We start from the raw sequence: 23,731 nt of genomic DNA, 5'->3' as shown, positions 1-23,731 counted from the left end.
ATGGCTGTCGATCTTACTGAATGCCTCGTCGTTGGCATATCCTCCCGCGCACTCTTCGACCTCTCCCATGAGGACGGGCTTTTCACCAGCGAGGGGCTGGACGCCTACCGCGCCTACCAGATGGAGAACGAGCACCGCGTCCTCGAACCGGGTACCGGCTTCCCGCTCGTGAAGGCGATCCTGAGGCTCAACGAAACGCTCCCCGGCGACAGGAGGACCGAAGTGGTGGTCATGTCCCGGAATTCGTCTGAGACGAGCCTCAGGATATTCAACTCCATCGACCACTACGGTCTCGACATCACCCGCGCCGCCCTCACCGGCGGCGCCCCACTTTCCCCATACCTGCGCGCCTTCAGGGTTGACCTGCTCCTCTCCCAGCACGAAGACGACGTTCAGGCCGGCATCAATGCCGGCATTGCATCGGCGTTGCTCTACAGCAGGCCGAGCTGCCTCAACGAAGAAATCAACCAGATCAGGATTGCCTTTGACGGCGATGCTGTTCTTTTCTCCGACGAATCGGAACGGATTTTCAAGGAACACGGATTGGAGGCATTTGTCCGTCACGAGGCGGATAATGCCCGCAGACCGCTCCCCGAAGGACCGTTTGCCCGCTTCCTTAAGAGTCTTGCCGCGATCCAGAAGCTGGCGGGGACCACGGTGCCCCCCATCCGCACCGCCCTGGTCACTGCCCGCAGTCGCCCAGCCCATGAAAGGGTAATCCGGACCCTCAGGGCCTGGAACGTGGTGGTGGATGAGGTGTTCTTCCTTGGGGGGATGAAGAAGATGGAAGTCCTGGAGGCATTCAGGCCGCACATCTTCTTTGACGACCAGGATGTCCACTGCGGACCGGCTTCCACCGTTGTACCGGTCGGACGGGTGCCCTACGTGGAACGGCAAACGGCCTGACTACCCGCTTGGCCGAGGATGGCATTGCTGGACCGCATGATCGAGGAAAAGGACAACTCTATGACGAGAACGGATTGCGTTATAAACCAAACGAAACAACCAGTTGAGTATCTCAAAGGATCTCCTGTTTTTGCCATGTCATTGGGGGCCAAGGAGCTGTTCCACAGCAATTTCCTGGCATGGTTCTGGAACAACTATTCCGGTCACGCAATGGCGGCCTTTTCAGGCTGGATGGGAGGAATACCGAAACAAGCGGCCTTTGAAGCTGCTGAACGGGAAAAAAATAATTTCGACCTGACTATCAGATTCAGTGGAGACCACAAGCTCGTCATCGAAAATAAGGTTAAAGCGGTTCCGAGCAAGGCTCAACTCGAAGAATATTCAAGAAAACTCTCAAATGAGAAGCACCCTGAAAAAATCGAGTGTTTGATATTGAGCCTGACTCCGCCACGGTTCTGCGGAACAGGAAAGAGTATTACGATAGATGGCGGAGGCAACCGGAATTTCACCTGGGGATGCATGTCATACTGCCAGCTGGCCGATGCGCTGCAAGAGGCCTCAAATTCCATAACAGGTTATGACGGTTGCATATTGAAGGACTATATAGCGTCAATCCGCGCTTTATCCGAATTGGTAAACAACAGTTTAGTGGAGCAGGGGCAGAGCTTCTTTTATGAAAGCGGAGATTTCAGCGATCTCAGAATTACAGACGTAATCAGAAAGTTAAGGTACGGACAGCTTGTCGAGGCGGTTTCCGCAAAACTACCCGCGAGCAAGACAGATCTCTCAGGCAAAGATTTCCTGAAGGGGTCGCACGGAGACGTCTTCCTGCACTCATTCATGACCCGCAGCCTCGGTGGGTTTGATCTGAAATATATAGTATCCCCAGAGCAGGGTCCTTTTGTCGTGGGAATCCAGATTCAAGGCTCTGACCTCCGGCTGTTTGTTGAAACTATTGGTGGAAAGGTCAATCTGGGAAATGTTGCGGAGGAACTGTTGAATAAAAAGGCTTGGTTTGATTTCTCACAGGTTTGCGGGTCCGGCAATATCAGGCCTGATTCCCAGAAAAAAGGCAACTTCTTGAAGTTTGGGGGTACTTTCCTCTACCGGGCAAAGGCTTTGCCAAAAAACATGAACCTGGAAGAACTCTCTGATCTGGTGGTCAAGTTTGCCACTCAAATTGAAGCTAAAAAGCAAGACATCCAAGAGACAATCAATAACTTCTGCTGAGGAACTCCATGGCCATCCCCCTCGAATGCCTGAGCGTCATCATTCCCATCGCCACCATCATAAACCACATCGGCCTTGATGGCTTTCACCGGCATCTCGCCGACAACACCAGTCATGACAATTACCTCTACCGCATCGGAGCCATGAATCCGATGGACGTAGAATTGATCATCAATAGTTGGCAAGAGCAGGGGTTCAGGCCAACCGGCAGACGAAGAGGTGAACTGTATTGGAAGGACCTCTGCGTGGTTGACGCCCATGGTCCAACCCTCCCCTGCAACTGGATTGAATACAATCCTGGCGAAAGGATCGTACGCTTGAAGGGAAAGGACTGAGGTGACATGCAGGCTGAACAAATGACGAAGGAGCGCGCTGAGCGCACCGTCGCCAAATGCCTGAAGCTATACGACAGAATCCGCCATCACGGCAGGACTGGGATGATCTGGAAGAAGAGCTGATGAAGTAACTTCCGTGGCGCCATTTCACTGGTTTTTATGAACGTCATCATCGCCGGCAGCAGAACCATCACTGATTACGAGGTTGTCCGCAGGGCCGTCGACGAAGCCAGGGCCAACGGTTTGGAGGTATCGGCCATCATCGAGGGTGGCGCCTGCGGTGTTGATGCCCTTGCCGCGCGCTATGCCGAGGAGCACGGGATAGAGCATATCCGGGTTCCGGCTGATTGGGGCCGCTACCGCCAGGGTGCCGGGAAGAAGCGGAACGAGCTGATGGCGGAAATGGGTGATGCCCTGATCGCCATCTGGAACGGCGCATCCCGGGGGACAAAACACATGATTGAGTGTGCACGGAAAAAGGGGATCGCGGTTCAGGTGGTGACCCTCGACAGATAAATCCCAGCGATTGGAAACCCGAGACGAGACGGAGAACACATAACGCCAAATGAGCCCCTGGCGGTGTCGAGTAAACGGGATACCTGTAAAAAACCACCGGAGATTGGCTCGCCTTCGGCATGGTTTGCGCGGTTTCAACAGCTGTCGGAAGATCAAAAGAGACACAAAAAGCACAATAATGGCAGTATGTTGCGCGCATCCGATTTCCGGCAACAGAAATTGACTCTCACCGAGGTAAGCATGGCCATGACCAGACAGGCAGTTGTCCACTTCATCCTCGTACCGGACAAGTCCGCGGCCCGCAAGGTTCGCCGCGCGGTGGCGGCCGCCAGTGCCCGCGTGGGAATACAGGTCGGTACGTGGCCGGAACTCGTCAGCCTGGCGCAAAAAAGCTACATCCTCCCTTCCTCTCCCGATGAGTGGCAATCACGCCTCGATTCCGCCCTCGAATCCCTATCCGATTCCTTCTGGAGCAAGAGCCTCCACCATGCCCAGTCGGACCGGCAGCAGATCGCAGACGCCGTGGAACGGACCCTGGTAACGCTGCTGGAAGGGGCGGGTCCCGCCGGCCGGCTTGACGCCATAAATCCGTCCATGCTCCCGCCACGGTCGGCGAGACATCACGCGGATCTGGCGCGGCTTCGCACCGCCCTGGGGAATCTCCTCCCTCCCCACCTTGCCGTCATCCGGCAGATTCTGGATTCGAGTACAGAACGACTGCTCCGCCCGGTCCGGGTATACCATCGGGAAGGGTGGCCGGTGCTCAATCCCTGGCAGCGGGCTCTGGTCGACAAACTCAACCGGGATGCCGGCGCGTGTGAAGATCCTGCACTGGCGGCGTGTCTTGCAGAAGAGCCTGCCGCCGCGCCAGCGGGCACGGCCCTGGGGCACCTTCAGCGACACCTGTTTGCCATGCCGGACAGCAAGCCTTGGCGAGACAGCACGCTCCAGTGGCTGGCCGTCCGCGATTACCTCCAGGAAGTTGAAGTGGCCGCCGGGATGGTGCAGCAGTCCTTGGCGGAGGACCCTTCCCTTGCCATGGCCGATCTGGCGCTGTTGCTCCCCACTGATGAACGGTACGACACCGCGGTTCGGACCGTCTTCACCATGGCGGGAATCCCCGTCTCGGGTCTTGCCTCCGAAGCCACCGGACGCGATCTGGGGCGGGAGGCGGTCTTCAATTTCCTGCTCAGTCTCGACAAGCCGGCACCGGTAATCGCCCTGGCATCGCTCCTCACATCGCCCCTCATGCCATGGGATTGCGTCGCCGGGAACCGCCTTGCCCAGGAAGTCATCAACCATACCTTTGCTCTCGAAGCTGGCGTCGACAGCACCGACGACGCCCGTGCCATGCTGGAGATCATTCGCAACAAAGTTCATAGTTGTGATGAGGTGCGTGAACGCCTGAAGCGCCTTGCCCAATTGAGCGGGGCCGGCGCCAGGCGACTGACCGATGAAGAGCGCTCCTCACCGTTGTTCGCGCATCGAATGGAGCTGGAGCAGTGCTGTGCCGCGCTTATCGAGTGTCTCAACGGGAAATCGGGGGAAATCCCCTGGAATGAACTACGCAAGACGGTAACTCCCCGAAACATTCCCGTACATCGTGGAAAGGATCTCAACCGGGAGGGTGTCGCCGTCTTTCACGAAGGGGAAGAACCCTGGCGCCGGGTGAGGCGGCTTTTTGTTCTGGGCTGCCATGACGGGCACTACCCCCGGAAAACCGCAGGCTTCTCGCTCTTCACCGATCAGGAGCTGGAGTTGTTCCGTACCGTTGCGGGACTTGAACTGGTCACCGCCGCGGAACAGAACCGTCAGCAGCGCCAACTGTTCCTCCGGCAGCTTCGCAGCGCGTCGGACCACGCAACCTTTCTCGTCCCCCGCCGCGATCCACTGGGCAAACCCCTGTCCCCATCCGCCGCCATAACCTTCAGTGCCGCCCTGTTTTCCGATGTCAGGGATGAAGATGAATTGGTACTGGAGCTTGACAGTGCATCAGACCGCGCCAGGGCCGTCGGGCTTCCGCCGGCGCCCCGCAAGGATCAGCAAGCCTCCCGCAGCCCCGATCCCCAAGACCTGAAGTTTGACAGAAACCTGCTGGAGCTGAACAAGGGGACTGATGGCAGTCTGAAGCCAGAATCCCCCAGCCGGCTTGAAAAACTGATGATATCCCCCCTTGCCTGGCTGTTTGAACGGCTGGGGGTGGAGCCCCGCGACTGGCAGCCAGAATCCCTTGATATCAAGGCAAAGGGCACCTTGGCCCATGCCGTGTTCGAGCTGCTCTTTGATCCGAAAGTTCCCCTGCCCGAAAGGGAGAGGATCGAGACTCAGGTCCCGGCCTTGCTGGAGAGGCAGATTACCAAGATCATGCCGTTTCTTCATCGCCGGGAATGGAAGGTGGAGCGAAAACATCTGGAGCAGGAAATCGTCAAGGCAGCCCTTCAGTGGCGGGAAATACTGTTTCATGCCGGCGCCCGGCCGGTAGCGGTGGAGATTTCGCTCAAGGGTGAATTGTACGGGGTTCCGATTCACGGCAACGCCGACCTGCTGCTTGAGCTGCCGCCCAACCGGCTGTACGTGGTCGATTACAAGAAGTCCTCCAGCAATGACCGCCGCAAACGAATGGAGGTGGGCTACGACCATCAGGCAGAACTGTACCGCACCATGATCAGGACCGGCGGGCTGGAGAAGCCGGAAAAGGCGCCTGCGGGATTGTCGGAACAACTGGCGGGTATCAGAGACACCGGCGAGATCGGCACCCTCTACTACCTGATGAACGACCAGACCGCCCTGGCCGATACCACAGGCTGGCTGCCGGGGAACATCGGCAACCTTGAGGAGATGCAAAACAGCACCTCAAGCAATGCCATGAAACTTATACAGGAGCGTTTTGCCCAATTACGACAGGGGTACCTTGAGTTGAATACCACCACCGATGAGAAGGAATTCAAGGATAAGCGGGGGATATCTGCGTATGCCTTGAAGGTGAGTCCGTTGGTGGGGATGTGGATGAAGGAAAAATAAACTTACGAAATCCCAAATTATACAGAGGATGCACTATTTCTGTAAAACAGTTCAGAAAGGCACAATAGATTCTTACGAGCAACGCCGCCCAGGCTTTGCCGGCGTTGACAGACTGAAAACCTGAATCACAAGGACAGACCATGACATTGCCAAACCTCACCATCGTCCCCGCCGGGGCAGGCTCGGGCAAGACCTATTTCCTGCAGAACGAGCTTGCCAAGCGGATAGAGAACGGCCTCGCCCCAGAAAAGATCGTGGCCGTCACCTTTACCGAATCAGCCGCCGCCGAGTTGAGGAGCAGGATACGGGCAGCGCTGATAGGGAAAAACCTGCTGGAGCAGGCCCAGAAACTTGATCAGGCATATATCACGACCATTCACGGTTTCGGTCTGCGCCTCATCACGGCATTCGCCTTTGACGGCGGCATGTCTCCCTCGCCCCGCATGCTGAATGACGATGAACAGGGGATGCTGGTAAGTCGCGCCCTGGCCCATTCTGACGACGCTTCCGCCCTGATGGAGAACCTCGACCAATACGGCTACCGCTACAATTTCAGCAGTAACGCGACCGCGGAAGAGTCTTTCCGAGGGCGGATGCTTTCCTTTATCGGCACGCTGCGGGGCATAGGGAGGACGGGAACGGCGGCCGACCTGATTGCGCCGGCCAAGGATGCGATTCGCGGGCTTTACGGCGACACCCGGGCTGCCGAACACCTGAAGGCAGCCCTTCTTTCCGCCGTAGAGGCCCTGCTGAGGGAATTTCCGAAAGACCTGTCGCCTGACTACAGCGCCGTAAAATCAGCCCGTGAGGAACTGCGCGCCAATTTCCATCAACTGCGCCGCGCCTCCGGCGGCAGGGCGCTGGACACCGACTGGAAGCTCTGGAAGTCGCTGCGCAAGCTGCGGATTTCCAATCGCAACACCAAGCTGCCCGCAGGGTATGACGGCCTGGCTGAAGAGGTCATGGCCGCGGCCCATGCCCTGCCTCTGCATCCCGGCCCGTTGCAGGATGCCTTGAACCACGCCACGGCTCTTATCCAGTCTGCTTCCGAATGCCTGAACCGCTATGGCGAGGAAAAGCAGCAGCGGGGGCTTGTGGATTTCACCGACATGCTGTCCCTGGCCCATGGCCTTTTGTGCACTAACCAGGCGGTTGCCGAAGCCTTTCGGGAAAGGGTTGACTGTCTGGTGGTGGATGAATTCCAGGATACCAACCCGTTGCAGTTCTCCCTCCTCTGGTCCCTTACCCGCAAGGGCGTTGAAACCATCATCGTGGGTGATCTGAAACAGGCCATCATGGGCTTTCAGGGGGCAGACCCACGCCTCATGCAGGAGCTGGTCAATCGCCATCCTTCGGCAACCAGGCCCCAGACCGGAAACTACCGCTCATCCAGGCAACTGATGCACTGGATCAATCTGGTGGGCACCGGGCTTTTTGATGACTACACGCCGCTTACGGCGGAGGCAGACTACACCAGCACGGTGGATCCTCCCCTCGATGTGATCCGGGCGGGAGACAAGACCCTGTCGGAGAGCGTCTGGGCATCCCATACCACTGCTCACCTGACCGGTTTGCTGGACAGCGGCATCGAGATATTCGACCGGCACCGGAAAGAGCATCGCAGGCTTCGAGGAGGCGATATCGCCATCATCTGCCCCACCAACAAGCGGCTGCAAACCTACGCTTCCGCCTTGAGAGATGCAGGAATCCGCTGCAAAATCGCCCAGGAGGGATGGCATGAATCACGAATCGTCCAACTGGGGTGTAATGCCCTCAGCTTCGTGGCAGATCCCGGAGACCGGCACGCCGCCCTCTACCTGGCCGTAACGGAGCTTGGCAGCCATACCCTGGAATCCGCCCTTGCAGAGTTGATGGACCACGACAAAATATCCGATCAGGTGCTGGAAAAACTGTGCGCTGTGGCGAACGGACGCCAGGACCGCCACGTGGAGGATCTCCTGGTCGAAATCATCGCCGCCCTCGACCTCTACGGCACCATTACCCGGTGGCCCGACGCCGGACAGGCCCGGGCCAACCTGCTGCGCCTTGAAGAGGAATGCCGTGAGTTCCGGAACGCAAATCGCGACGCCATGGCCTGCGGCGGCTATTACGGTTCGGACGTCAAGACCTTCCAGGCCTGGCTGAAAGGCCGGATTGAGCGGGAAAACACGCAGCCGGAAGCGACCGTCATCGACGAAGATGCCGTGGTTCTCACCACCTGGCACAAGTCAAAGGGGCAGGAATGGCCCATCGTTGCCGTCTGCGGCATGGACAGAAGCTACCACCCCCGCCTGCCGGAGACACGGGTCGTCTACAATGATTTCAGCGAACTGGATGCCCTGCTTGACAGTGCACGGATAGAAATCCACCCCGCCTTCGATGCCCCGGAAACATGCGATGCCTTCAGGGCCAACCTGCTGGAAGGCGCGAAGAACACCGCAACGAGGCTTCTCTACGTGGCCCTTACCCGGGCGCGGGAGAAGGTCATCCTCGAATGGCCGGAGTACAAGAGGGGAAAAGCCGGCGACAGCTATTGGGATCTGCTCGTTTCATCGGCAGGGCTTGATCTGGAAAAGGATATGATGCGTGTTGCGGGCAATGCGGTCACATGCACAATTACCACTGTCGGACAGGAAGCGGCAGAGATTGAGGGAACCTGCGCCGGCACCGCCCTGCCGGCATATGGCCGAGTGGCGATTGTCCCACAAGAGATGCCGGAAAACCTCACCCCCGAGGCGGCAACTCCTTCATCCCTCGAAGGGATGCCCGTTTCTAAATTGCCGGAGGTGCGCCTTGTCAGGTACGGCAGTGGCCTGCAGTGCGAATTCCCGGGCCTGGATGCCGCGTCACGGGGAACATTGCTCCATCGCTGCTTCGAGCTGTTGAGCGGACACGCGGAACGGCGCAATCTCTTGCAGGATGCTGTCGACCTAGCCTTGAGCGAGGAGCAGATAACAGCCATTTCTACTGTGGTTGCGGCCTTCGATGCCTGGCTGGCCCAGGAACTGGCGCCGGTGGGGCTGGAATCGGAAATCCCGATTCTTACCCTCGATGAAAACGGCACGGTTGTCACTGGAACCGCTGATATGTTCGTGGAAACCGCTGACGGCTTCTGGGTCATCGATCACAAATCAGACCAGACCGATGACTTCAACAACCGGTTCCTCCATTACCTGCCGCAGCTTCGCTGCTACGCCGCGGCCCTTGGCAGTGCCCAGTCATGCAAGCCGGTGCGTGGCGTTGCGGTGAACTGGATCAGCTGCGGGGTCATCTCTCTTGCTCCGCTACCTGAATGTTCCATCGGATAATGCCATGCCGAGGGAACTACGGAATATGGAAGCCATAGACCGCATACCGTGTCCCTTCTTTCCCCGGGTAATTGAGGCATAACGAAAAATCAGGGCATTTGTACGATTACAAACGGCAACTCTGGGGCCGGAGCACCATCCACCGTTTCCCGAAGCGGCCGTTCAGGCCGTTTCTTGCTACAGAAAGGACAGTTCTCATCCGAACAGATCGGATACTTTTCCGTCCACTCGTTGCACGCAGGGCAGAACATGGAATCGTAATACATGTCGTAGACGATCACCGAGTGACAGGTATCGCATCGAGAATCGACGATATAGCCGGAAAACTCCTGCCCGTTGACCGTGACGGTCCACCCTGATGCATCTTCCTCTATACGGATTGGAGGTTTATTCATGTTCTCTCAAGACCCCCTTCGGATTTAATGCTGCTGAATTTGATGCTTGCACAGGCATGTGTCATAACCGGGCACAGCAACTGGCTGGTAGTGGCTCAGTGCGGCAGCATGCGAGGCAGTGGCCTGAACCTGTGCACGCCCCTATCTCCGATGAGCTTCGCACTGGTTTCACCGATCACTTCGACGCAGGCCTGGCTTGTAGCAGGCGTGACCAGCAAAGTCGCTGGTCAGCACTTTAGAACACAGCTTGGCCGCCCATGACAATCCGAATATGGACATTGTTTTTCTTATTTTCAGTCCGGAACGGCAGCGAGCAAATCGTCGATCGCATCCGTCAATCTTTTTACTGACTTTGTAATCCACCAGACCTGCTCAAGGTCCCCCACGGCCTTTGCCCAAGAGTCTCCATACCCCTCAATCCCTTCGTCAACGATTTTTGCCACAAAGCAGTGCCGGTCACTATCCCAGCAAACCCCCAAGTCCAGTTTTGTTGCATCCCTCACGAGCCCTTGCTTCAGGCGCACCACGCTGAGATACGCGAACGGGCTGTCCGGATACAGCTTGGTATAGTGGTCAGGGAAATCTCTCTTGAAGGCGCGGTGGATTTCCAAGACTCTATCCGACTCTCCAACTAGATCGCTTTTCCTAAGAGCATCAAGAGCCTCATCCAGCGAGAATTTCCAGAAATTGCACCATTTGACAAAAGAAAATTTTTTCTGTTCAAAAACACTACTCAAACCCGCGGGCAAGTCAATGCTTGGCGGTTTACCGCGTTTTAGAGGACTAATCGCCCCCGCCTTCCTCAATACCGTATAGGAATAATCTGAGGTTCTGGCTCCCATAATACGGGTGATCTCCAGCACGCTCAATCCTGACATGTATGACTCGTAAATCAGTCTCACCAGTTTGGCTCTTGCCTCACCGGCAGCTCCAACAACAGCCTGCATTTCATTCTCCTTGGCGGCTTATTTATTTATATTTCTCATACTGTATTTTACGTAGAGAAATATAAGCCATTTAGACGGCTCTGTTTTTTGCCAAATTTTGATTTATTACTTTGTAATATAAGTCAATTTACTCGGCACACTATGTTCTTCCTCAACCTTCGAGAGGAAAATATCCTTCAGTTCTCTTTCCAGCACGGTCTTGCTGTTCAGGTTTACTGTGAAATCAGAAACCTGCGACAGGAGCGATTGATAGTCTTCACCCTCCGGATCGGACATGATTTGCCTGAATTGTGCCTCGCATTCGAGCTCCCTTATTTGCCGGCAAACCTCCTCGTCCTGCTGAAGCTGGGCCCGTAACGCCTCTGCCCGCATTTCATAAAGCGACTTGTAGTTGGCCGGCCGCGCATACATTCCTGCTTTTGATAAAATCCGGTAGAACCAGTTGAGAACGTTGTTTATAGGCGCACCACCCACCTTGATTTCGTTGACCAGAACATCAAAGCGCGCATATCTGAGGGAAATGGTGAGCTCGTCTGCCGTTATCTTGAACTCTTCAAGCCACGATTCAATCTGACGTGGGCGTACCCCCTGTTCTTTCCACCATCTCAGCTCTGGATCTTCCAAATTCACTGCATGAGTAGTTAGTTTTTGTTCAGAACTACTACTAAACGTGGTGTGAGGGGGGAATGACGGGGGTCGGACCGTATGAGTAGGGGGTGTGACATGGGTGTGAGAGGGGCCGTGGAATTTTTCATTACTTACGCCGCCTGAATCGACGAATTGCCGGCACAATTCAACATCAAGCCAATACCGGAATCCCTGAAAGACGCCGTCTCTTACGGTCTCCGGCCGGGAAATATACCCCTTGCAGCACAACTTTTCCACGGCATCTCGGACAGCCGGCTTTGACAACCCCAGCGCAGACCCGATCATGCTGTAACTCGTCATTCTGGACGGATTGTGTATCAACTCATTCAGCACAAGAGCCTGTTTCCTGGAGAGGGTATGCCCCCTTGGTATGAGGGGGTCACACGGTGGGGTGACGGGGGTGCGATGACGGTCGGACTCCCGACTGACAGAAGTCATACCTTCCGCTCTCATCGAAAAATCAGCATGTTTGCCGTCTGAGAGACAATCCAGGTCTGGCTCACACGGTCTGACCGTACTCATACCGGGGTCACACCGGGGTGTGACCGGAGCACGAAGAGCATCGTTCTGATGTTCGATGCCCGAAACCAACTCGGCATGCTCTGGATTTTGGTGAGCGCTGGCGAGTAGAGACATACCAAGAACCTACTCAGCTTGCGACTCGGCGGTACGCCCAACTCTTTCCGCGAGCCAGCGTTCAACATCCTGTTGACGGTAGTAATAACGCCTGCCGAACTTTATCGCGGGTGGAAGCATGCCGTTTTTGCGATAATGCCACCAGGTCACAGCCGATACACCCACGATTTCTTCACGCAACGTCTTGTCCGCAATAAGTGGTTCCATAGAGCCCCCCATCTTTATTTAAGGTTGAATTCAACGCTAAATAATACGAGCCGTTTTGTCAATATTTTTTATCATTCAATTTAGCATTGAAATATTAGCCCCCGATTTGCTACGTTGCAGACATGACTTCTGGAGAGCGAATCAAAATACTCCGAATTTTAAATGGCTTTACGCAGCAAACACTTGCAGAGTTTGCAGATGTAAGCCGTGCTTCAGTAATGTTGTGGGAAAAGGACAAACTGCCAACCAGACGCACCGCTCTAGCGCTAGCAACGTTATTTGAGGTGAGCGCTGAATATTTGCTGGAAGGCATATATCCCCCGGATTACGCCTTGTGGAAGCCCATTGCTCCAGGCCATCCGAAACATTTGCAAGACCTTGCAGTGGATATGAACCACGGCATCTCAGCCCTCTTCAGCGAAATTGGCATTGTTTTCTCGGCAAAAGGGCAAACATCTGAAAATCAATTTTTTTGGCTTTGCGGCAACGACCCCTACAGCAATGAATGGCAACTCAATTATCTCTTAACCTGCGACAAATCACTCGAACCCCTCCTGTCGAGTTCAATCAGGGCCTCGGTAGTGAGCGCAACTGATCTCGGAAAGATTCTACCGAATGGCGGATGGGGTGCGCTTGTTGGTGCGATTGCAGAAAACCTGCACGAAAATTACAGACATTATCCTGATTGCAGCAGATTGTATGATAGGCTTGGCGGGCTTGAGAGCGAAGGAGACGACGACTTTACGCTCGGGGGGTTACTGAAACGCTTCGGAAGGGAAATTGCCAAGAATAGAGATACCATCATGGATGATGATCTCGAGACCATGGCTAATTACTTAGCCAAAGAAGTCTCGAAGCACTCAGGATTCACAAACATCAAATGCAGTGCGTCAAAGCTCATACGCGCGTCGATTAAACAAGTAAAGACAAGCTGGAACAAATAAAGGTTCCACAAGAGGTTCCATAAAAGAAGAAAGGGGTTACAGCATTTGCCGTAACCCCTTGATCTTTATGGTCGGGGCGAGAAGATTCGAACTTCCGACCCCCTGCTCCCGAAGCAGGTGCGCTACCAGGCTGCGCTACGCCCCGACACAGAAGTCATTTTCTATATCATGTGATTACATACCCTGGCAAGGCTTTTTTCACCCTACTGCGCCGGCTTCTCCGCCAGGTACTGCTCGAACTGCTTCTTGTCCTGGGCGCAGCGGTAGGCTTCTTCGGCGGTAATCCGCTTGGTCTTGAAGAGGTCCAGCAGATGCTGGTCCATGAGCTGCATCCCGTCACGCTTGGCGGTCTGGATGATGGAGGGGATCTGGAAGGTCTTTCCCTCACGGATCAGGTTGCCGATGGCCGGGGTGCCGAGCATGATCTCCAGGGCCGCCACCCGTCCCTTGCCGTCGGCGGTTTTCAGGAGCTGCTGGCAGACGACCCCCTTGAGGGATTCGGAGAGCATGGCCCGGGTCTGCTCCTGCTGGTCGGTGGGGAAGACGTCGATGATCCGGTCGATGGTCTTGGACGCCGAGTTGGTGTGGAGCGTCCCGAAAACCAGGTGGCCGGTCTCGGCGGCGCTCATGGCAAGGCCGATGGTCTCCAGGTCCCGCATCTCGCCGACGAGGATGACGTCGGGGTCTTCCCGCAGGGCGGCCCGGAGGGCGGCGGTGAAGGTCATGGAGTGCTCGCCGATCTGCCGCTGGTTAAGGAGCGACATCTTGTTTTCGTGGATGAATTCGAGGGGGTCCTCCAGGGTGAGGATGTGCTCCTTGCGGGTGGCATTGATGAGGTCGATCATGGCGGCCAGGGTCGTGGATTTCCCCGAGCCGGTTGGGCCGGTAACCAGCACGAGCCCCTTCTTGAACTGGGTCATCCGCCGGACCCCTTCGGGCAGGCTGAGATCATCGGCCGAGAGGATCTTGCTGGGAATGATCCGGAAGACCGCGGCGATCCCCCGGTGGGTCATCATGTAGTTCCCCCGGAACCGGGCAAGGCCGGGGATGGCGTAGGCGAAGTCGAGATCGTGGCGTTCCTGGAAGTCGGCCTTCTGCTTCTCGGTGAGAATCTCGTAAAGTATGGCTGTCAGTTCCTCATGTGTGAGGGGCTTGAAGTTCTGCCGGGCCATCTCTCCATGCAACCGGAAGATGGGAGGGGACCCGGAGGAGAGGTGGAGGTCGGAAGCGCCCTGTTCCTTGAGCATTTTAAAAAGTGCGTCTATGCGTGCCATGTGTTTTCTCCATCAACTGAATAGGGAGGCCGAATAATCTTCCTGCGAGAGGACCCCTTCTGCAAGGAGCTTTCTCCCCTCCTCGGCGATTCCCCTCCATCCATGCTCCCGCAGATACCCCAGCAACTCGCCGTCGGTGCGGGCCGTCTCGAAGCGCTCCTTCAACTGCTGGTCGAAGGCGATGACATCCATGAGGAAACGGGTCCCCGCGTAACCGGTCTGGCCGCAGGCCGGACATCCCGCCGCGCGGTACGTGAGACCGGTTTCGCCGGGAGGTGCCGGGACAGTGGTGCGGCAGTTGGGACAGAGGGTACGCACCCCGGTGCAGACGATGACTCCGCGCAGTTGGGCCGGAGTCATGAGATGACGGTCGCGGAAGGTAATCAACTGGCGCAGGGCTCCTCCGCCGTCGCGGCAGGGAACCCCCGCAACCACAAGGGTCCCGTGGAGCGAGGCCCGCGCGGCGGCCCCGAAGGGTTGGCCGTCGGCCACATTTTCCAGAACGAGAATGTCGGGGTCATGTTCGAAGGCCGCCGCGACCACATCCTCGACGGCGGTGCCGGCAGGTATCGGCACGCGGGTATACCGCTTGCCCCCCAGCGCCGACCCTTGCCCGATTACGATGATCGTCTTGCCGGCGGCGTCACACTCCTGAAGGAAGAGCCCCATGAGCCTGACCCGTATGTCCTCCTCGTGGGCCCCCACGAGCACCACACCCCGGTCAGATGCCGCCAGCTCGGAGAAGCGGTTCTCCATCTCTTCCGGAAGTCCCATATCGGCAACCGTATCGGGAAATACGGAATCGACACGCATTCGGAAGGTGAGGCAATCCCCCCCTTCGCCCCGCAACAGGGCCACATGAAATGGAATAGTCCGCCCTTTCCAGGAAAAGACGAAGGCGCCACGGGAGGCGAACTCGCCCCCAGCCAGCTTGGCCAGTTTCTTCACCCGCATGACGACTTCGGGATAGTGGGTGAGGGAGAGACGCCCCACTTCGCGTCCGATGCCGCCCCGGCGACAGACAATGGCCACCGAGTCCGCCAGGGGCTGGAGGGAAAGGGACGAAAGCTTCTGCTGAAGCACGAAGAGCAAGAGATAATCTACGAATTTGGCGCCTGACAGGTCGTGGTTGATGGCCGCAAGTACGGTGGCCGGAAAACTGGCCGACACGAATCCGAGGGAATCGGATTCCTCCGGCGGGCCATAGATGAGCTCCTGCATCTCGCGAATCTCGCGCAGCAGAGCCACCGAAACCGATACGGCACAACCGGCCGCCTTCTCCACCGCAGCCAGCGCAGAGGTATTCAGGGGATCGGCGATGGCGATGCTGACTTCGTCGCCGGTGGCGACAAGGGGGATAAGATTGTACTGGCGCGCCAAGGCGGCGGGAACCAGGGCTGCCGCCCCCTGGTCCACCATATCCGGCTTGAGCCGCACGTAGGGAATGTTGAGCTGGTTGGAGAGTGCCCAGTCGATATCCTCCTGGGCCACGATTCCCCGATTCACCAGCGCCTCGCCGAAACGGCACCCCGACTGCTGCTGTTCGTCTAGGGCTGCCCTGATGTCATCTTCGGTGATGATTTGGCACCGGAAGAGTATGTCCCCCAGGGACCCCGGCCGTACGATGCTATCCATGGTCATCCTCCCTCTAGTCTAAATCGGCCAGATCAAGATAATTCTTGAGGAATATTTTCGACTTGTCCCGCCGCTCCCCCTTTACAGGGCGCTATCCCTGTGCTAGGTTCATGAAAAATTTTCGGTTCCGTGACCGGCCCCGCATCTGCTGACGCCCGTCATGGCACCCCAGGAGCGTTCCATGAAAAGAAAAGCCCTCGCCCTCCTATCCGGAGGACTCGACTCCACCCTTGCGGTCAAGGTAATGCTTGAGCAGGGGATCGAGGTCGAAGCCCTCAACTTCACATCCCCCTTCTGTACCTGTACCGGAAAAAACGCAGGATGCAAATCGGAAGCAATCCGCGTGGCGGAAGAATTCGGCATCCCCATCAAGGTCATGCATAAGGGGGTCGAGTACCTGGAGCTGGTCCGCAACCCGAAGCACGGCTACGGCAAGGGGATGAACCCCTGCATCGACTGCCGCATCTTCCTTCTGCGCAAGGCCAAGGAATACCTGGCGGAGAGCGGCGCCGACTTCGTCATAACCGGCGAGGTGCTGGGCCAGCGCCCCATGAGCCAGCGCCGCCACACCCTCGACATCATCGAACGGGAGAGCGGACTTGCAGGCCGACTGCTGCGCCCCCTGTCAGCCAAGCACTTCGAACCCACAATCCCCGAACAAGAGGGGTGGGTGGACCGCGAAAAGTTGCTGTCCATACAGGGGCGCTCCCGCAAGGAGCAAATGCAGCTGGCCGAAGATCTGGACGTTAAGAACTATCCCTGCCCCGCAGGCGGCTGCCTCCTGACCGAGGTCTCCTTCGTCTCCAAGGTCCGGGACGTGTTCGACCACTCGGATCAGCTTAATCTGCGGGATTTCCGGCTTTTGAAGGTGGCGCGCCACTTCCGGGTCGCCCCCCGGACCAAGGCCCTCATCGGCCGCAACGAAACAGAGAACGAACTCCTCTTCCGCAACATCCAGCCGGGCGAAGCAGCCCTGCGCTGGATCGAGGGTTCGAGCCCCCTGGGTGTAGTCATGGGCACTGTGGACGACGCACTCCTGGAGACCTCGGCCAAGCTCCTTTTACGCTATACCCGGGCCGAAGCCGGAACGGAATGCCGGGTAAAGGTGGAGATCGACGGCTCCGAACGGGTTATTGTTGTGCCCAACGAGTTTTCGGACCCAACCATCGAAGAATATCGCATTTAGTTGGGTACGGCTGTATAATCACCGTTTGAAGCATCATCCCGGATTTTGCTTTGTTGCCCTATTGTAGACATTTCAAACGTTTCAGACCCTCAGACGCAGAAAGGGCGGGATTTCCCCGCCCTTTTCCTATTTAGGCTCATTCTTAACCGGTTGAACTGCTCCCGCACCCCCCTCTTGGGGGCCAGGCGTCTCTATTTCCTGCGCAGGTTCCGTCGCAGGCACCTCTCCGGATGATGGTTCTGCCGCCGGGACCGGCTCCGGCACCACGTCAGATACCACAGTGGCCCCCGATGTGTTGTCGAAGGCTGTTTCTTCCTTCTCGATACTTTCATCAACCTTTTGCTGCAACCCGCTCACGTTGGGCTCCTGCCCCATGGCCTGCCGATACTCCGCCGCCGTGAGAACTCCCTTGTTCCGCAGGAGGCGAAGGATCATGTTTGACCGCTTCAGCACTTTGTTCAGGTTCTTGTACGGGTTGTACGCCACCCTGGGGCCCGGCAGCATTGCGGCCAGAAAGGCACACTCACGGGGGGTCATGGCCGATGCGGGCTTGCCGAAATAGTAGCGGGAACCGTGACCTATGCCATACACCATAGGGCCAAGCTCCACCACGTTCAGATAAAGTTCGATGATTCTACCCTTTGTCAGTTCCTCTTCCATCCTCTTGGCAAGGACAATCTCCTTCACCTTGCGGGTCAGAGTCTTCTCGCGGGAGAGGAAGAGGTTCTTGGCAACCTGCTGCGTTATGGTCGAAGCTCCCCGTGCGAAGCTTTTCTTTTCGAGATCGTACTTGATTGCGTTCTTGATCGCCTTAACGTCGATCCCCTCATGCTTGTAAAAGTTGGAGTCCTCGGCAAGGATAACAGCCCACTTCATTTCGGGCGGGATGCTTTTGGAAGATGTCCAGTAGCGGTTTTGGGGGCCGACCTTGAACGGGTGATATTCGCCGTGCCAATCCTTCACCTGGATGGTCATGTTCATGCGACGGTCTTTGAGCTCCTCCACCGACGGCAGGGACATGAGCGAAACGGCGATATAGGCGGCATAGGCAACCCCGACGCCGATGATCAGATATAGTATTTTCTTGACGTTCACAGCTCACCTTCCCCCGATGCCTTGACCAGAGCCATATCGGCGGCCATGCGTATGGCGGCTTTCATACTCTCCGCCGACGCCCTGCCGGTACCCGCCAGGTTATAGGCGGTACCGTGATCTACCGATGTACGAATAATGGGAAGGCCCAAGGTAACGTTGACTCCATCGTCGAAATGCAGGAGCTTGAGCGGGATGAGCCCCTGGTCGTGGTACATGCACACCACTGCGTCATAGTCCCCCTGCACGGCGAAATGGAAGAGGGTATCGGCGGAAAGGGGCCCAACAACATCTATTCCCTCCCGACGGGCAGCCTCAACGGCGGGAGCGATAATCCGTCCTTCCTCGTCGCCGAACATTCCTCCCTCGCCGCAGTGAGGGTTAAGGGCAAGAACCGAGATACGCGGATCACGCTTGAAATAGCGATGAACGTCCCGGTGGGTAATCCGTACCGTATCCAGAACTCCCTCAAACGTAACGAGGCGCGGGACATCGGCCAGCGACTCGTGGATGGTAACGAGAGTGACCCGCAACTGCGTTCCCGCCAGCATCATTACGACCCGCTCCGCACCTGTCAGTTCGGCGAGGAGCTCCGTATGTCCCGGATACAAATGCCCTGCCCGGTTCATAGCCTCCTTGCTGATGGGGGCGGTGGCAATCGCATCGGCATCCCCGGCCAGGCAAAGCCGAGCCGCCTCGCAAATGGCGCGGAACATGGCCTCACCGCCGGCAATGGAAGGGCTGCCGAAGCGCATATCCTCATCCGCAAGGTTCGTTATCTCCAGTATCGGAAGTGCGTCAGAAAAATCCTCAGGTATGAAGGAAGAGGACCGCAACACTCTAAGATCGGTTCCGGCAATTGCTATCCCTCTGGCCATGGCGCCGGCATCACCGATGACGAGAGGTCGGCAGATTCTTCTGATGGAGGGATCAGCAAGGGCGGCGGCGATTATTTCCGGTCCGACCCCTGAGGGGTCTCCCATGGTTATGACAATACGGGGCTTTGTATTTGACATGGTCGAATAATAACAGGATGTCGCGGACTACAGTTAAAAAAAAAGAGCGGCAAAGCCGCTCTTTTCGCTACATGTTTGGTAATGCTATTTTCCGGCAGATTTAGAAGCCACCTGCATACGGATAAGGGCTCTTTCCAGGGCCGCTTCCTGAATCTTGTAGCTCTTGTCTTCCTGACTGAGATGCTTCAGTGCCTCCTCGGCGCGGCCCAGTGCGGCTTTGGCCCGCTCCAGGTCGATCTCGTCGGCACGCTCGGCCGTCTCAACAAGAACGGTAACCTTGTCGTCCTCAACTTCGAAGTAGCCCCAGTTGAGCGCCAGGTGGAAGCTCTGGCCTCCCTGCTTATAGGCAAGTTCGCCGATTTTCAGCGAGGTGAGAAACGGCGCGTGTCCGGGGAGAACCGTGAACTCGCCGAGGGCTCCCGTAGCAGTAATCTCGTCAACCTCTTCAGAGAGGATTTTTTTGTAGGGTGTTACCAGATCGACTTTAAGTTTTTCAGCCATCTATCTTCATCCTTTTTACAGGGGAATCCCATGATTCCCCCGCGACGAGGTCAAGTGTACCTTAGGCAGCAAGTTTCTTTGCTTTTTCCAGAGCTTCTTCGATGGTGCCGACCATGTAGAAAGCCTGCTCGGGAACATCGTCGTGCTTGCCGGCAACGATCTCCTGGAAGCCCTTGATGGTGTCCTTCAGCTCGACGTACTTGCCGGGGCTGCCGGTGAAGGCTTCCGCCACGTGGAATGGCTGGGAGAGGAAACGCTGGATTTTCCGGGCGCGGGAAACGACCAGCTTGTCCTCCTCGGAGAGTTCGTCCATACCGAGAATGGCGATAATGTCCTGGAGGTCCTTGTACTTCTGGAGAACGTACTGAACCTGGCGGGCGATGGCATAGTGCTCTTCGCCGATTACCTGGGGGTCGAGAATCCGCGACGTGGAGTCGAGGGGGTCAACGGCCGGGTAGATGCCAAGCTCGGCAATCTGACGGGAAAGAACCGTGGTTGCATCCAGGTGGGCGAAAGCCGTTGCCGGAGCAGGGTCGGTAAGGTCGTCAGCCGGAACGTAAATGGCCTGAACCGAGGTGATGGAACCCTTGGTGGTGGAGGTGATCCGCTCCTGAAGCTCACCCATCTCGGTTGCCAGAGTAGGCTGGTAACCAACGGCGGAAGGGATACGGCCGAGAAGCGCGGAAACCTCGGAACCGGCCTGGGTGAAACGGAAGATGTTATCGATGAAGAGGAGAACGTTCTGCCCTTCCTCATCACGGAAATACTCAGCAATGGAGAGCGCGGAGAGTGCAACCCTGGCACGGGCTCCCGGCGGCTCGTTCATCTGGCCGTAGACGAGGGCGGCCTTGTCGAGAACGCCGGACTCCTTCATCTCCATCCAGAGGTCGTTTCCTTCACGGGTACGCTCGCCAACGCCGGCGAAAACGGAGAAACCACCGTGCTGCTTGGCGATGTTGTTGATGAGCTCCATGATGAGAACGGTTTTGCCGACGCCGGCGCCGCCGAAGAGGCCGATCTTGCCGCCCCGTGCATAAGGTGCGAGGAGGTCAACGACCTTGATGCCGGTGGTGAAAGCCTCTACCTTGGTGGACTGGTCAACGAAAGCGGGGGCTTCACGGTGGATGCCGTATTCCTTCTCGGCGCCAACGGGACCCATCTCGTCGACGGGATCGCCGATTACGTTAAGAATACGTCCGAGGGTCTTGCGGCCCACAGGTACCGAAATCTGCTTGCCGGTATCGAGTACTGCCTGGCCGCGAACGAGGCCGTCGGTGGAATCCATCGCGATGGTCCGTACAGAGTTCTCGCCAAGGTGCTGCGCAACTTCGAGCACCAGATTGTATTCCTTATCATCAATGGCCGGGCTGGTTACCCGGAGGGCGTTGTAAATGGGAGGCAGTTTGCCCGGCTCGAACTCGACGTCGATAACCGCGCCGATAACCTGAGAAATTTTACCGAAATTCTGACTCATTGTGCCTCTTCCTCCTGCGGCCCGTGCCGGGCCTATTTTATAATCGTGAGATTGCTTATCCGTTTACCGACTGAGCACCGGAGATAATCTCCACAAGCTCGGTCGTAATGGCGGCCTGGCGGGCCCTGTTGTACTGGAGGGTCAGCTTGGCTATCATTTCGTTTGCGTTCTTGGACGCACTGTCCATGGCAGTCATGCGGGCACCGTGCTCAGAAGCCACGGACTCCAGGAGCGCCTTGAACACCTTCACCTCAATATGCTTGGGAAGAAGTTCAGACAGCAGCGCACCTTGCGACGGCTCGTAAATGTACTCGGCAACATCTTCATCTTCCGCAGAAGCTTCAGGCACAATCGGCAGCAACTGCTCAAGCGTGATATCCTGTGACATTACGCTTCTGAACGAGTTGAACAGCAGGAATACCTCGTCATACTCTTCCGCGAGGTACCCGTCGATAACTTCCTGGGCCAGCAGAGCTGCCGTCGGGTAGCTGAGGTTGGAAAGAACGTTGCCGAAGTTCTTGTAAATGGTCTGACGGTTCTTAAGGAACTCGAAACCTTTACGGCCAACCGTCATCATGGAGATTTCGGCATACTCGCCCTTTTTCTCCCGGACAAAACGCTCGGCAGCCTTGCAGATGTTGGCATTGAAACCGCCGCAGAGGCCACGGTCCGATGTCACCACGATCAGGAGAGCCTTCTGGCCGACCCTTTTCTGAAGCAGCGGGCTTGCGTTTTCGTCCTGGCTCTTGGCCAACCGCTCCAGCACCTCACCAAGCTTCTTGGCATAGGGACGGGCAGCAACCACATTTTCCTGGGCGCGACGCAGCTTCGCGGCAGAGACCATTTTCATGGCCTTGGTTATCTGCCGGGTATTTTTTACCGAAACAATACGTTTTTTTATGCTTTTCAGGCTTGCCATATCTGGAGGACCGTCCTTAGATTACGCGGTAAATTCCTTCTTGAATTCTTCAAGGGCGGCAACAATCTTGCCCTTAAGATCATCATCAATAGCCTTCTTGTCGCGGATTTCAGCAAGAACATCGGCTTTCCGGCCGTCAAAGAAGGAGTAGAGTTCACTCTCGTAACGACGGAGAGATGCAACAGGATAATCATCTACATAGCCGTTGTTGGCGGCAAAGATAATTAGAACCTGCTTCTCGTTGGGAATCGGGCGGTATTGGGGCTGCTTGAGAATCTCAACGAGACGCTCACCCCGTGCCAGCTGCATCTGGGTCGCCTTGTCAAGATCTGAACCGAACTGGGCGAATGCAGCCATTTCTCGATACTGGGCAAGGTTCAGACGAAGGGTACCGGCAACCTGCTTCATTGCCTTGACCTGGGCGGAACCACCGACCCGCGAAACCGAGAGACCGACGTTGATGGCCGGGCGAACGCCGGAGTAGAAAAGATCGCTCTCCAGGTAGATCTGGCCGTCGGTAATGGAAATGACGTTGGTCGGAATATACGCGGAAACGTCGCCCGCCTGGGTTTCGATGATCGGCAATGCTGTAAGGGAACCGGCGCCGCAGTCATCGGAGAGCTTTGCTGCACGCTCAAGGAGACGGCTATGGAGATAGAAGACGTCGCCCGGGTAAGCTTCACGCCCCGGCGGACGGCGAAGGAGCAGGGAAAGCTGACGATAGGCAACGGCCTGCTTGGAAAGGTCATCGTAGATGATCAGGGCATGCTTGCCATTGTCGCGGAAGAACTCGCCCATGGTTACACCGGTGTAGGGAGCGATGTACTGGAGCGGTGCCGGCTCGGAAGCAGAGGCGGAAACAACGATGGTGTAATCCATCGCCCCGTGCTCCTGAAGCTTGCTCACCACCTGGGCTACGGTGGAGCGCTTCTGACCGATGGCGACATAGATACAGATGAGGTCGCCGCCCTTCTGGTTGATGATGGTGTCGATGGCAACGGCGGTCTTTCCGGTCTGGCGGTCGCCGATGATGAGCTCCCGCTGGCCGCGGCCGACCGGAACCATTGCATCGATAGCCTTCAGGCCGGTCTGCATCGGCTGATGTACCGACTTCCGCTTGACGATACCGGGGGCCTTCACTTCCACCTTACCGAAGGTGGTGGTGTTGATGGGGCCCTTGCCGTCGATGGGTTGGCCGATTGCATTGACGACGCGGCCGACAAGGGCCTCGCCGACCGGAACCTCGACGATCTTGCCGGTCCGTTTGACGGTAGTGCCTTCCTTGATGGTCTCGTTGTTTTCACCAAGGATCGCCGCACCGACGTTATCCTCTTCGAGGTTGAGAACCATGCCGGAGACCCCGCCGGGGAACTCCAGGAGCTCGCCGGCCATGGCCTTGTCCAGGCCGTGGATGCGGGCGATACCGTCACCGACGGAGATGATGGTACCGGTCTCGGCTACCTCGACCTCCTTGCCGTACTCCTTGATCTGCTTGCGGATAATTTCGCTGATTTCTTCGGCTCTGATTTCCATGGAACCTC

The 23,731-nt window shown here is 56.9% G+C and carries 20 protein-coding genes and 1 tRNA gene; 8 read left to right on the top strand and 13 right to left on the bottom strand.

The window, feature by feature from the left end; genetic code table 11:
- The 6 genes from JZM60_RS06410 to JZM60_RS06385 all read left to right on the top strand — a co-directional run bounded on the left by JZM60_RS06410 (nt 1) and on the right by JZM60_RS06385 (nt 9,316).
- Nucleotides 1–906 carry a 5'-nucleotidase gene (locus JZM60_RS06410; protein WP_207164671.1) on the top strand — a complete coding sequence of 302 codons (906 nt, stop codon included), beginning with the start codon at nt 1–3 and terminating at the stop codon, nt 904–906.
- A gap of 36 nt (nt 907–942) precedes the next feature.
- The gene (locus JZM60_RS06405) at nt 943–2,136 is read left to right on the top strand and encodes a PD-(D/E)XK nuclease family protein (protein ID WP_207164670.1); all 1,194 of its coding nucleotides are present in this window, start codon (nt 943–945) and stop codon (nt 2,134–2,136) included.
- A gap of 8 nt (nt 2,137–2,144) precedes the next feature.
- The gene (locus JZM60_RS06400) at nt 2,145–2,471 is read left to right on the top strand and encodes a hypothetical protein (protein WP_207164669.1); all 327 of its coding nucleotides are present in this window, start codon (nt 2,145–2,147) and stop codon (nt 2,469–2,471) included.
- 159 nt (nt 2,472–2,630) lie between these two features.
- Nucleotides 2,631–2,987, top strand: a complete 357-nt coding sequence (locus JZM60_RS06395) for a DUF2493 domain-containing protein (RefSeq protein ID WP_207164668.1) — start codon at nt 2,631–2,633, stop codon at nt 2,985–2,987.
- 240 nt (nt 2,988–3,227) lie between these two features.
- Nucleotides 3,228–6,008: a PD-(D/E)XK nuclease family protein gene (locus JZM60_RS06390; RefSeq protein ID WP_207164667.1), complete on the top strand. Its 2,781-nt coding sequence runs from the start codon at nt 3,228–3,230 to the stop codon at nt 6,006–6,008.
- A 140-nt stretch (nt 6,009–6,148) separates the two neighbouring features.
- Nucleotides 6,149–9,316 carry a UvrD-helicase domain-containing protein gene (locus JZM60_RS06385; RefSeq protein ID WP_207164666.1) on the top strand — a complete coding sequence of 1,056 codons (3,168 nt, stop codon included), beginning with the start codon at nt 6,149–6,151 and terminating at the stop codon, nt 9,314–9,316.
- 89 nt (nt 9,317–9,405) lie between these two features.
- Here the strand turns inward: JZM60_RS06385 and JZM60_RS06380 are convergent, their stop codons facing one another.
- From JZM60_RS06380 to JZM60_RS06365, 4 genes are all read right to left on the bottom strand, one after another.
- Complete coding sequence (locus JZM60_RS06380) at nt 9,406–9,711, bottom strand: hypothetical protein (protein ID WP_207164665.1); 306 nt, start codon at nt 9,709–9,711, stop codon at nt 9,406–9,408.
- Between the two features lie 293 nt (nt 9,712–10,004).
- Nucleotides 10,005–10,658 carry a hypothetical protein gene (locus JZM60_RS06375; protein ID WP_207164664.1) on the bottom strand — a complete coding sequence of 218 codons (654 nt, stop codon included), beginning with the start codon at nt 10,656–10,658 and terminating at the stop codon, nt 10,005–10,007.
- 105 nt (nt 10,659–10,763) lie between these two features.
- Complete coding sequence (locus JZM60_RS06370; RefSeq protein ID WP_207164663.1) at nt 10,764–11,591, bottom strand: hypothetical protein; 828 nt, start codon at nt 11,589–11,591, stop codon at nt 10,764–10,766.
- 360 nt (nt 11,592–11,951) lie between these two features.
- On the bottom strand, nt 11,952–12,149 hold the full coding sequence (locus JZM60_RS06365) for a helix-turn-helix transcriptional regulator (RefSeq protein ID WP_207164662.1): 198 nt from the start codon (nt 12,147–12,149) through the stop codon (nt 11,952–11,954).
- A 122-nt stretch (nt 12,150–12,271) separates the two neighbouring features.
- Between JZM60_RS06365 and JZM60_RS06360 the strand changes: the two genes are divergently transcribed.
- Entirely contained in the window at nt 12,272–13,093 is an 822-nt protein-coding gene (locus tag JZM60_RS06360) for a helix-turn-helix transcriptional regulator (protein WP_207164661.1), read from the top strand.
- A 68-nt stretch (nt 13,094–13,161) separates the two neighbouring features.
- Here the strand turns inward: JZM60_RS06360 and JZM60_RS06355 are convergent.
- The 3 genes from JZM60_RS06355 to JZM60_RS06345 all read right to left on the bottom strand — a co-directional run bounded on the left by JZM60_RS06355 (nt 13,162) and on the right by JZM60_RS06345 (nt 16,002).
- Nucleotides 13,162–13,238, bottom strand: a tRNA-Pro gene (locus JZM60_RS06355).
- Between the two features lie 58 nt (nt 13,239–13,296).
- Nucleotides 13,297–14,367 (bottom strand): type IV pilus twitching motility protein PilT, encoded by a 1,071-nt coding sequence (locus tag JZM60_RS06350; protein WP_207164660.1) that lies wholly within the window; start codon nt 14,365–14,367, stop codon nt 13,297–13,299.
- A gap of 12 nt (nt 14,368–14,379) precedes the next feature.
- The gene (locus JZM60_RS06345; RefSeq protein WP_207164659.1) at nt 14,380–16,002 is read right to left on the bottom strand and encodes an ATPase, T2SS/T4P/T4SS family; all 1,623 of its coding nucleotides are present in this window, start codon (nt 16,000–16,002) and stop codon (nt 14,380–14,382) included.
- Between the two features lie 181 nt (nt 16,003–16,183).
- Between JZM60_RS06345 and JZM60_RS06340 the strand changes: the two genes are divergently transcribed.
- Nucleotides 16,184–17,188 (top strand): hypothetical protein, encoded by a 1,005-nt coding sequence (locus tag JZM60_RS06340; protein WP_207164658.1) that lies wholly within the window; start codon nt 16,184–16,186, stop codon nt 17,186–17,188.
- 126 nt (nt 17,189–17,314) lie between these two features.
- On the opposite strand, the gene JZM60_RS06335 is transcribed toward JZM60_RS06340, so the two are convergent.
- The 6 genes from JZM60_RS06335 to atpA all read right to left on the bottom strand — a co-directional run bounded on the left by JZM60_RS06335 (nt 17,315) and on the right by atpA (nt 23,723).
- The gene (locus JZM60_RS06335; RefSeq protein ID WP_207164657.1) at nt 17,315–18,283 is read right to left on the bottom strand and encodes a transglycosylase domain-containing protein; all 969 of its coding nucleotides are present in this window, start codon (nt 18,281–18,283) and stop codon (nt 17,315–17,317) included.
- Nucleotides 18,280–19,296, bottom strand: a complete 1,017-nt coding sequence (pdxA, locus tag JZM60_RS06330) for a 4-hydroxythreonine-4-phosphate dehydrogenase PdxA (protein WP_207164656.1) — start codon at nt 19,294–19,296, stop codon at nt 18,280–18,282. The genes JZM60_RS06335 and pdxA overlap by 4 nt, the downstream gene beginning before the upstream one ends.
- A gap of 84 nt (nt 19,297–19,380) precedes the next feature.
- A complete protein-coding gene (locus tag JZM60_RS06325; RefSeq protein ID WP_207164655.1) occupies nt 19,381–19,797 on the bottom strand; it encodes a F0F1 ATP synthase subunit epsilon in 417 nt (138 codons plus the stop codon).
- A 61-nt stretch (nt 19,798–19,858) separates the two neighbouring features.
- Nucleotides 19,859–21,271, bottom strand: coding sequence for a F0F1 ATP synthase subunit beta (gene atpD / locus JZM60_RS06320; RefSeq protein ID WP_207164654.1), 1,413 nt, complete (start codon nt 21,269–21,271; stop codon nt 19,859–19,861).
- Between the two features lie 55 nt (nt 21,272–21,326).
- Nucleotides 21,327–22,190, bottom strand: a complete 864-nt coding sequence (gene atpG, locus JZM60_RS06315; RefSeq protein WP_207164653.1) for an ATP synthase F1 subunit gamma — start codon at nt 22,188–22,190, stop codon at nt 21,327–21,329.
- Nucleotides 22,191–22,211: 21 nt separating this feature from the next.
- Nucleotides 22,212–23,723 (bottom strand): F0F1 ATP synthase subunit alpha, encoded by a 1,512-nt coding sequence (atpA, locus tag JZM60_RS06310; protein ID WP_207164652.1) that lies wholly within the window; start codon nt 23,721–23,723, stop codon nt 22,212–22,214.
- Nucleotides 23,724–23,731 lie beyond the last annotated feature (8 nt).

Origin of the sequence: Geobacter benzoatilyticus (genome assembly GCF_017338855.1) — a bacterium.
GTDB lineage: Bacteria > Desulfobacterota > Desulfuromonadia > Geobacterales > Geobacteraceae > Geobacter > Geobacter benzoatilyticus.
The sequence above is the reverse complement of the archived record's forward strand: the minus strand, read 5'-3'. Positions and strand labels throughout refer to the sequence as shown.

Bases quoted from the DNA above. Each gene is read 5' to 3' on its own strand.
- JZM60_RS06375 (WP_207164664.1), bottom strand. From the start codon at position 10,658: ATGCAGGCTGTTGTTGGAGCTGCCGGTGAGGCAAGAGCCAAACTGGTG.
- JZM60_RS06390 (WP_207164667.1), top strand. From the start codon at position 3,228: ATGGCCATGACCAGACAGGCAGTTGTCCACTTCATCCTCGTACCGGAC.
- JZM60_RS06350 (WP_207164660.1), bottom strand. From the start codon at position 14,367: ATGGCACGCATAGACGCACTTTTTAAAATGCTCAAGGAACAGGGCGCT.
- JZM60_RS06405 (WP_207164670.1), top strand. From the start codon at position 943: ATGATCGAGGAAAAGGACAACTCTATGACGAGAACGGATTGCGTTATA.
- atpA (WP_207164652.1), bottom strand. From the start codon at position 23,723: ATGGAAATCAGAGCCGAAGAAATCAGCGAAATTATCCGCAAGCAGATC.
- atpG (WP_207164653.1), bottom strand. From the start codon at position 22,190: ATGGCAAGCCTGAAAAGCATAAAAAAACGTATTGTTTCGGTAAAAAAT.
- JZM60_RS06360 (WP_207164661.1), top strand. From the start codon at position 12,272: ATGACTTCTGGAGAGCGAATCAAAATACTCCGAATTTTAAATGGCTTT.
- JZM60_RS06380 (WP_207164665.1), bottom strand. From the start codon at position 9,711: ATGAATAAACCTCCAATCCGTATAGAGGAAGATGCATCAGGGTGGACC.
- atpD (WP_207164654.1), bottom strand. From the start codon at position 21,271: ATGAGTCAGAATTTCGGTAAAATTTCTCAGGTTATCGGCGCGGTTATC.
- JZM60_RS06385 (WP_207164666.1), top strand. From the start codon at position 6,149: ATGACATTGCCAAACCTCACCATCGTCCCCGCCGGGGCAGGCTCGGGC.
- JZM60_RS06400 (WP_207164669.1), top strand. From the start codon at position 2,145: ATGGCCATCCCCCTCGAATGCCTGAGCGTCATCATTCCCATCGCCACC.
- JZM60_RS06395 (WP_207164668.1), top strand. From the start codon at position 2,631: ATGAACGTCATCATCGCCGGCAGCAGAACCATCACTGATTACGAGGTT.
- JZM60_RS06345 (WP_207164659.1), bottom strand. From the start codon at position 16,002: ATGGATAGCATCGTACGGCCGGGGTCCCTGGGGGACATACTCTTCCGG.
- JZM60_RS06410 (WP_207164671.1), top strand. From the start codon at position 1: ATGGCTGTCGATCTTACTGAATGCCTCGTCGTTGGCATATCCTCCCGC.
- JZM60_RS06370 (WP_207164663.1), bottom strand. From the start codon at position 11,591: ATGATCGGGTCTGCGCTGGGGTTGTCAAAGCCGGCTGTCCGAGATGCC.
- pdxA (WP_207164656.1), bottom strand. From the start codon at position 19,296: ATGTCAAATACAAAGCCCCGTATTGTCATAACCATGGGAGACCCCTCA.
- JZM60_RS06365 (WP_207164662.1), bottom strand. From the start codon at position 12,149: ATGGAACCACTTATTGCGGACAAGACGTTGCGTGAAGAAATCGTGGGT.
- JZM60_RS06325 (WP_207164655.1), bottom strand. From the start codon at position 19,797: ATGGCTGAAAAACTTAAAGTCGATCTGGTAACACCCTACAAAAAAATC.
- JZM60_RS06340 (WP_207164658.1), top strand. From the start codon at position 16,184: ATGAAAAGAAAAGCCCTCGCCCTCCTATCCGGAGGACTCGACTCCACC.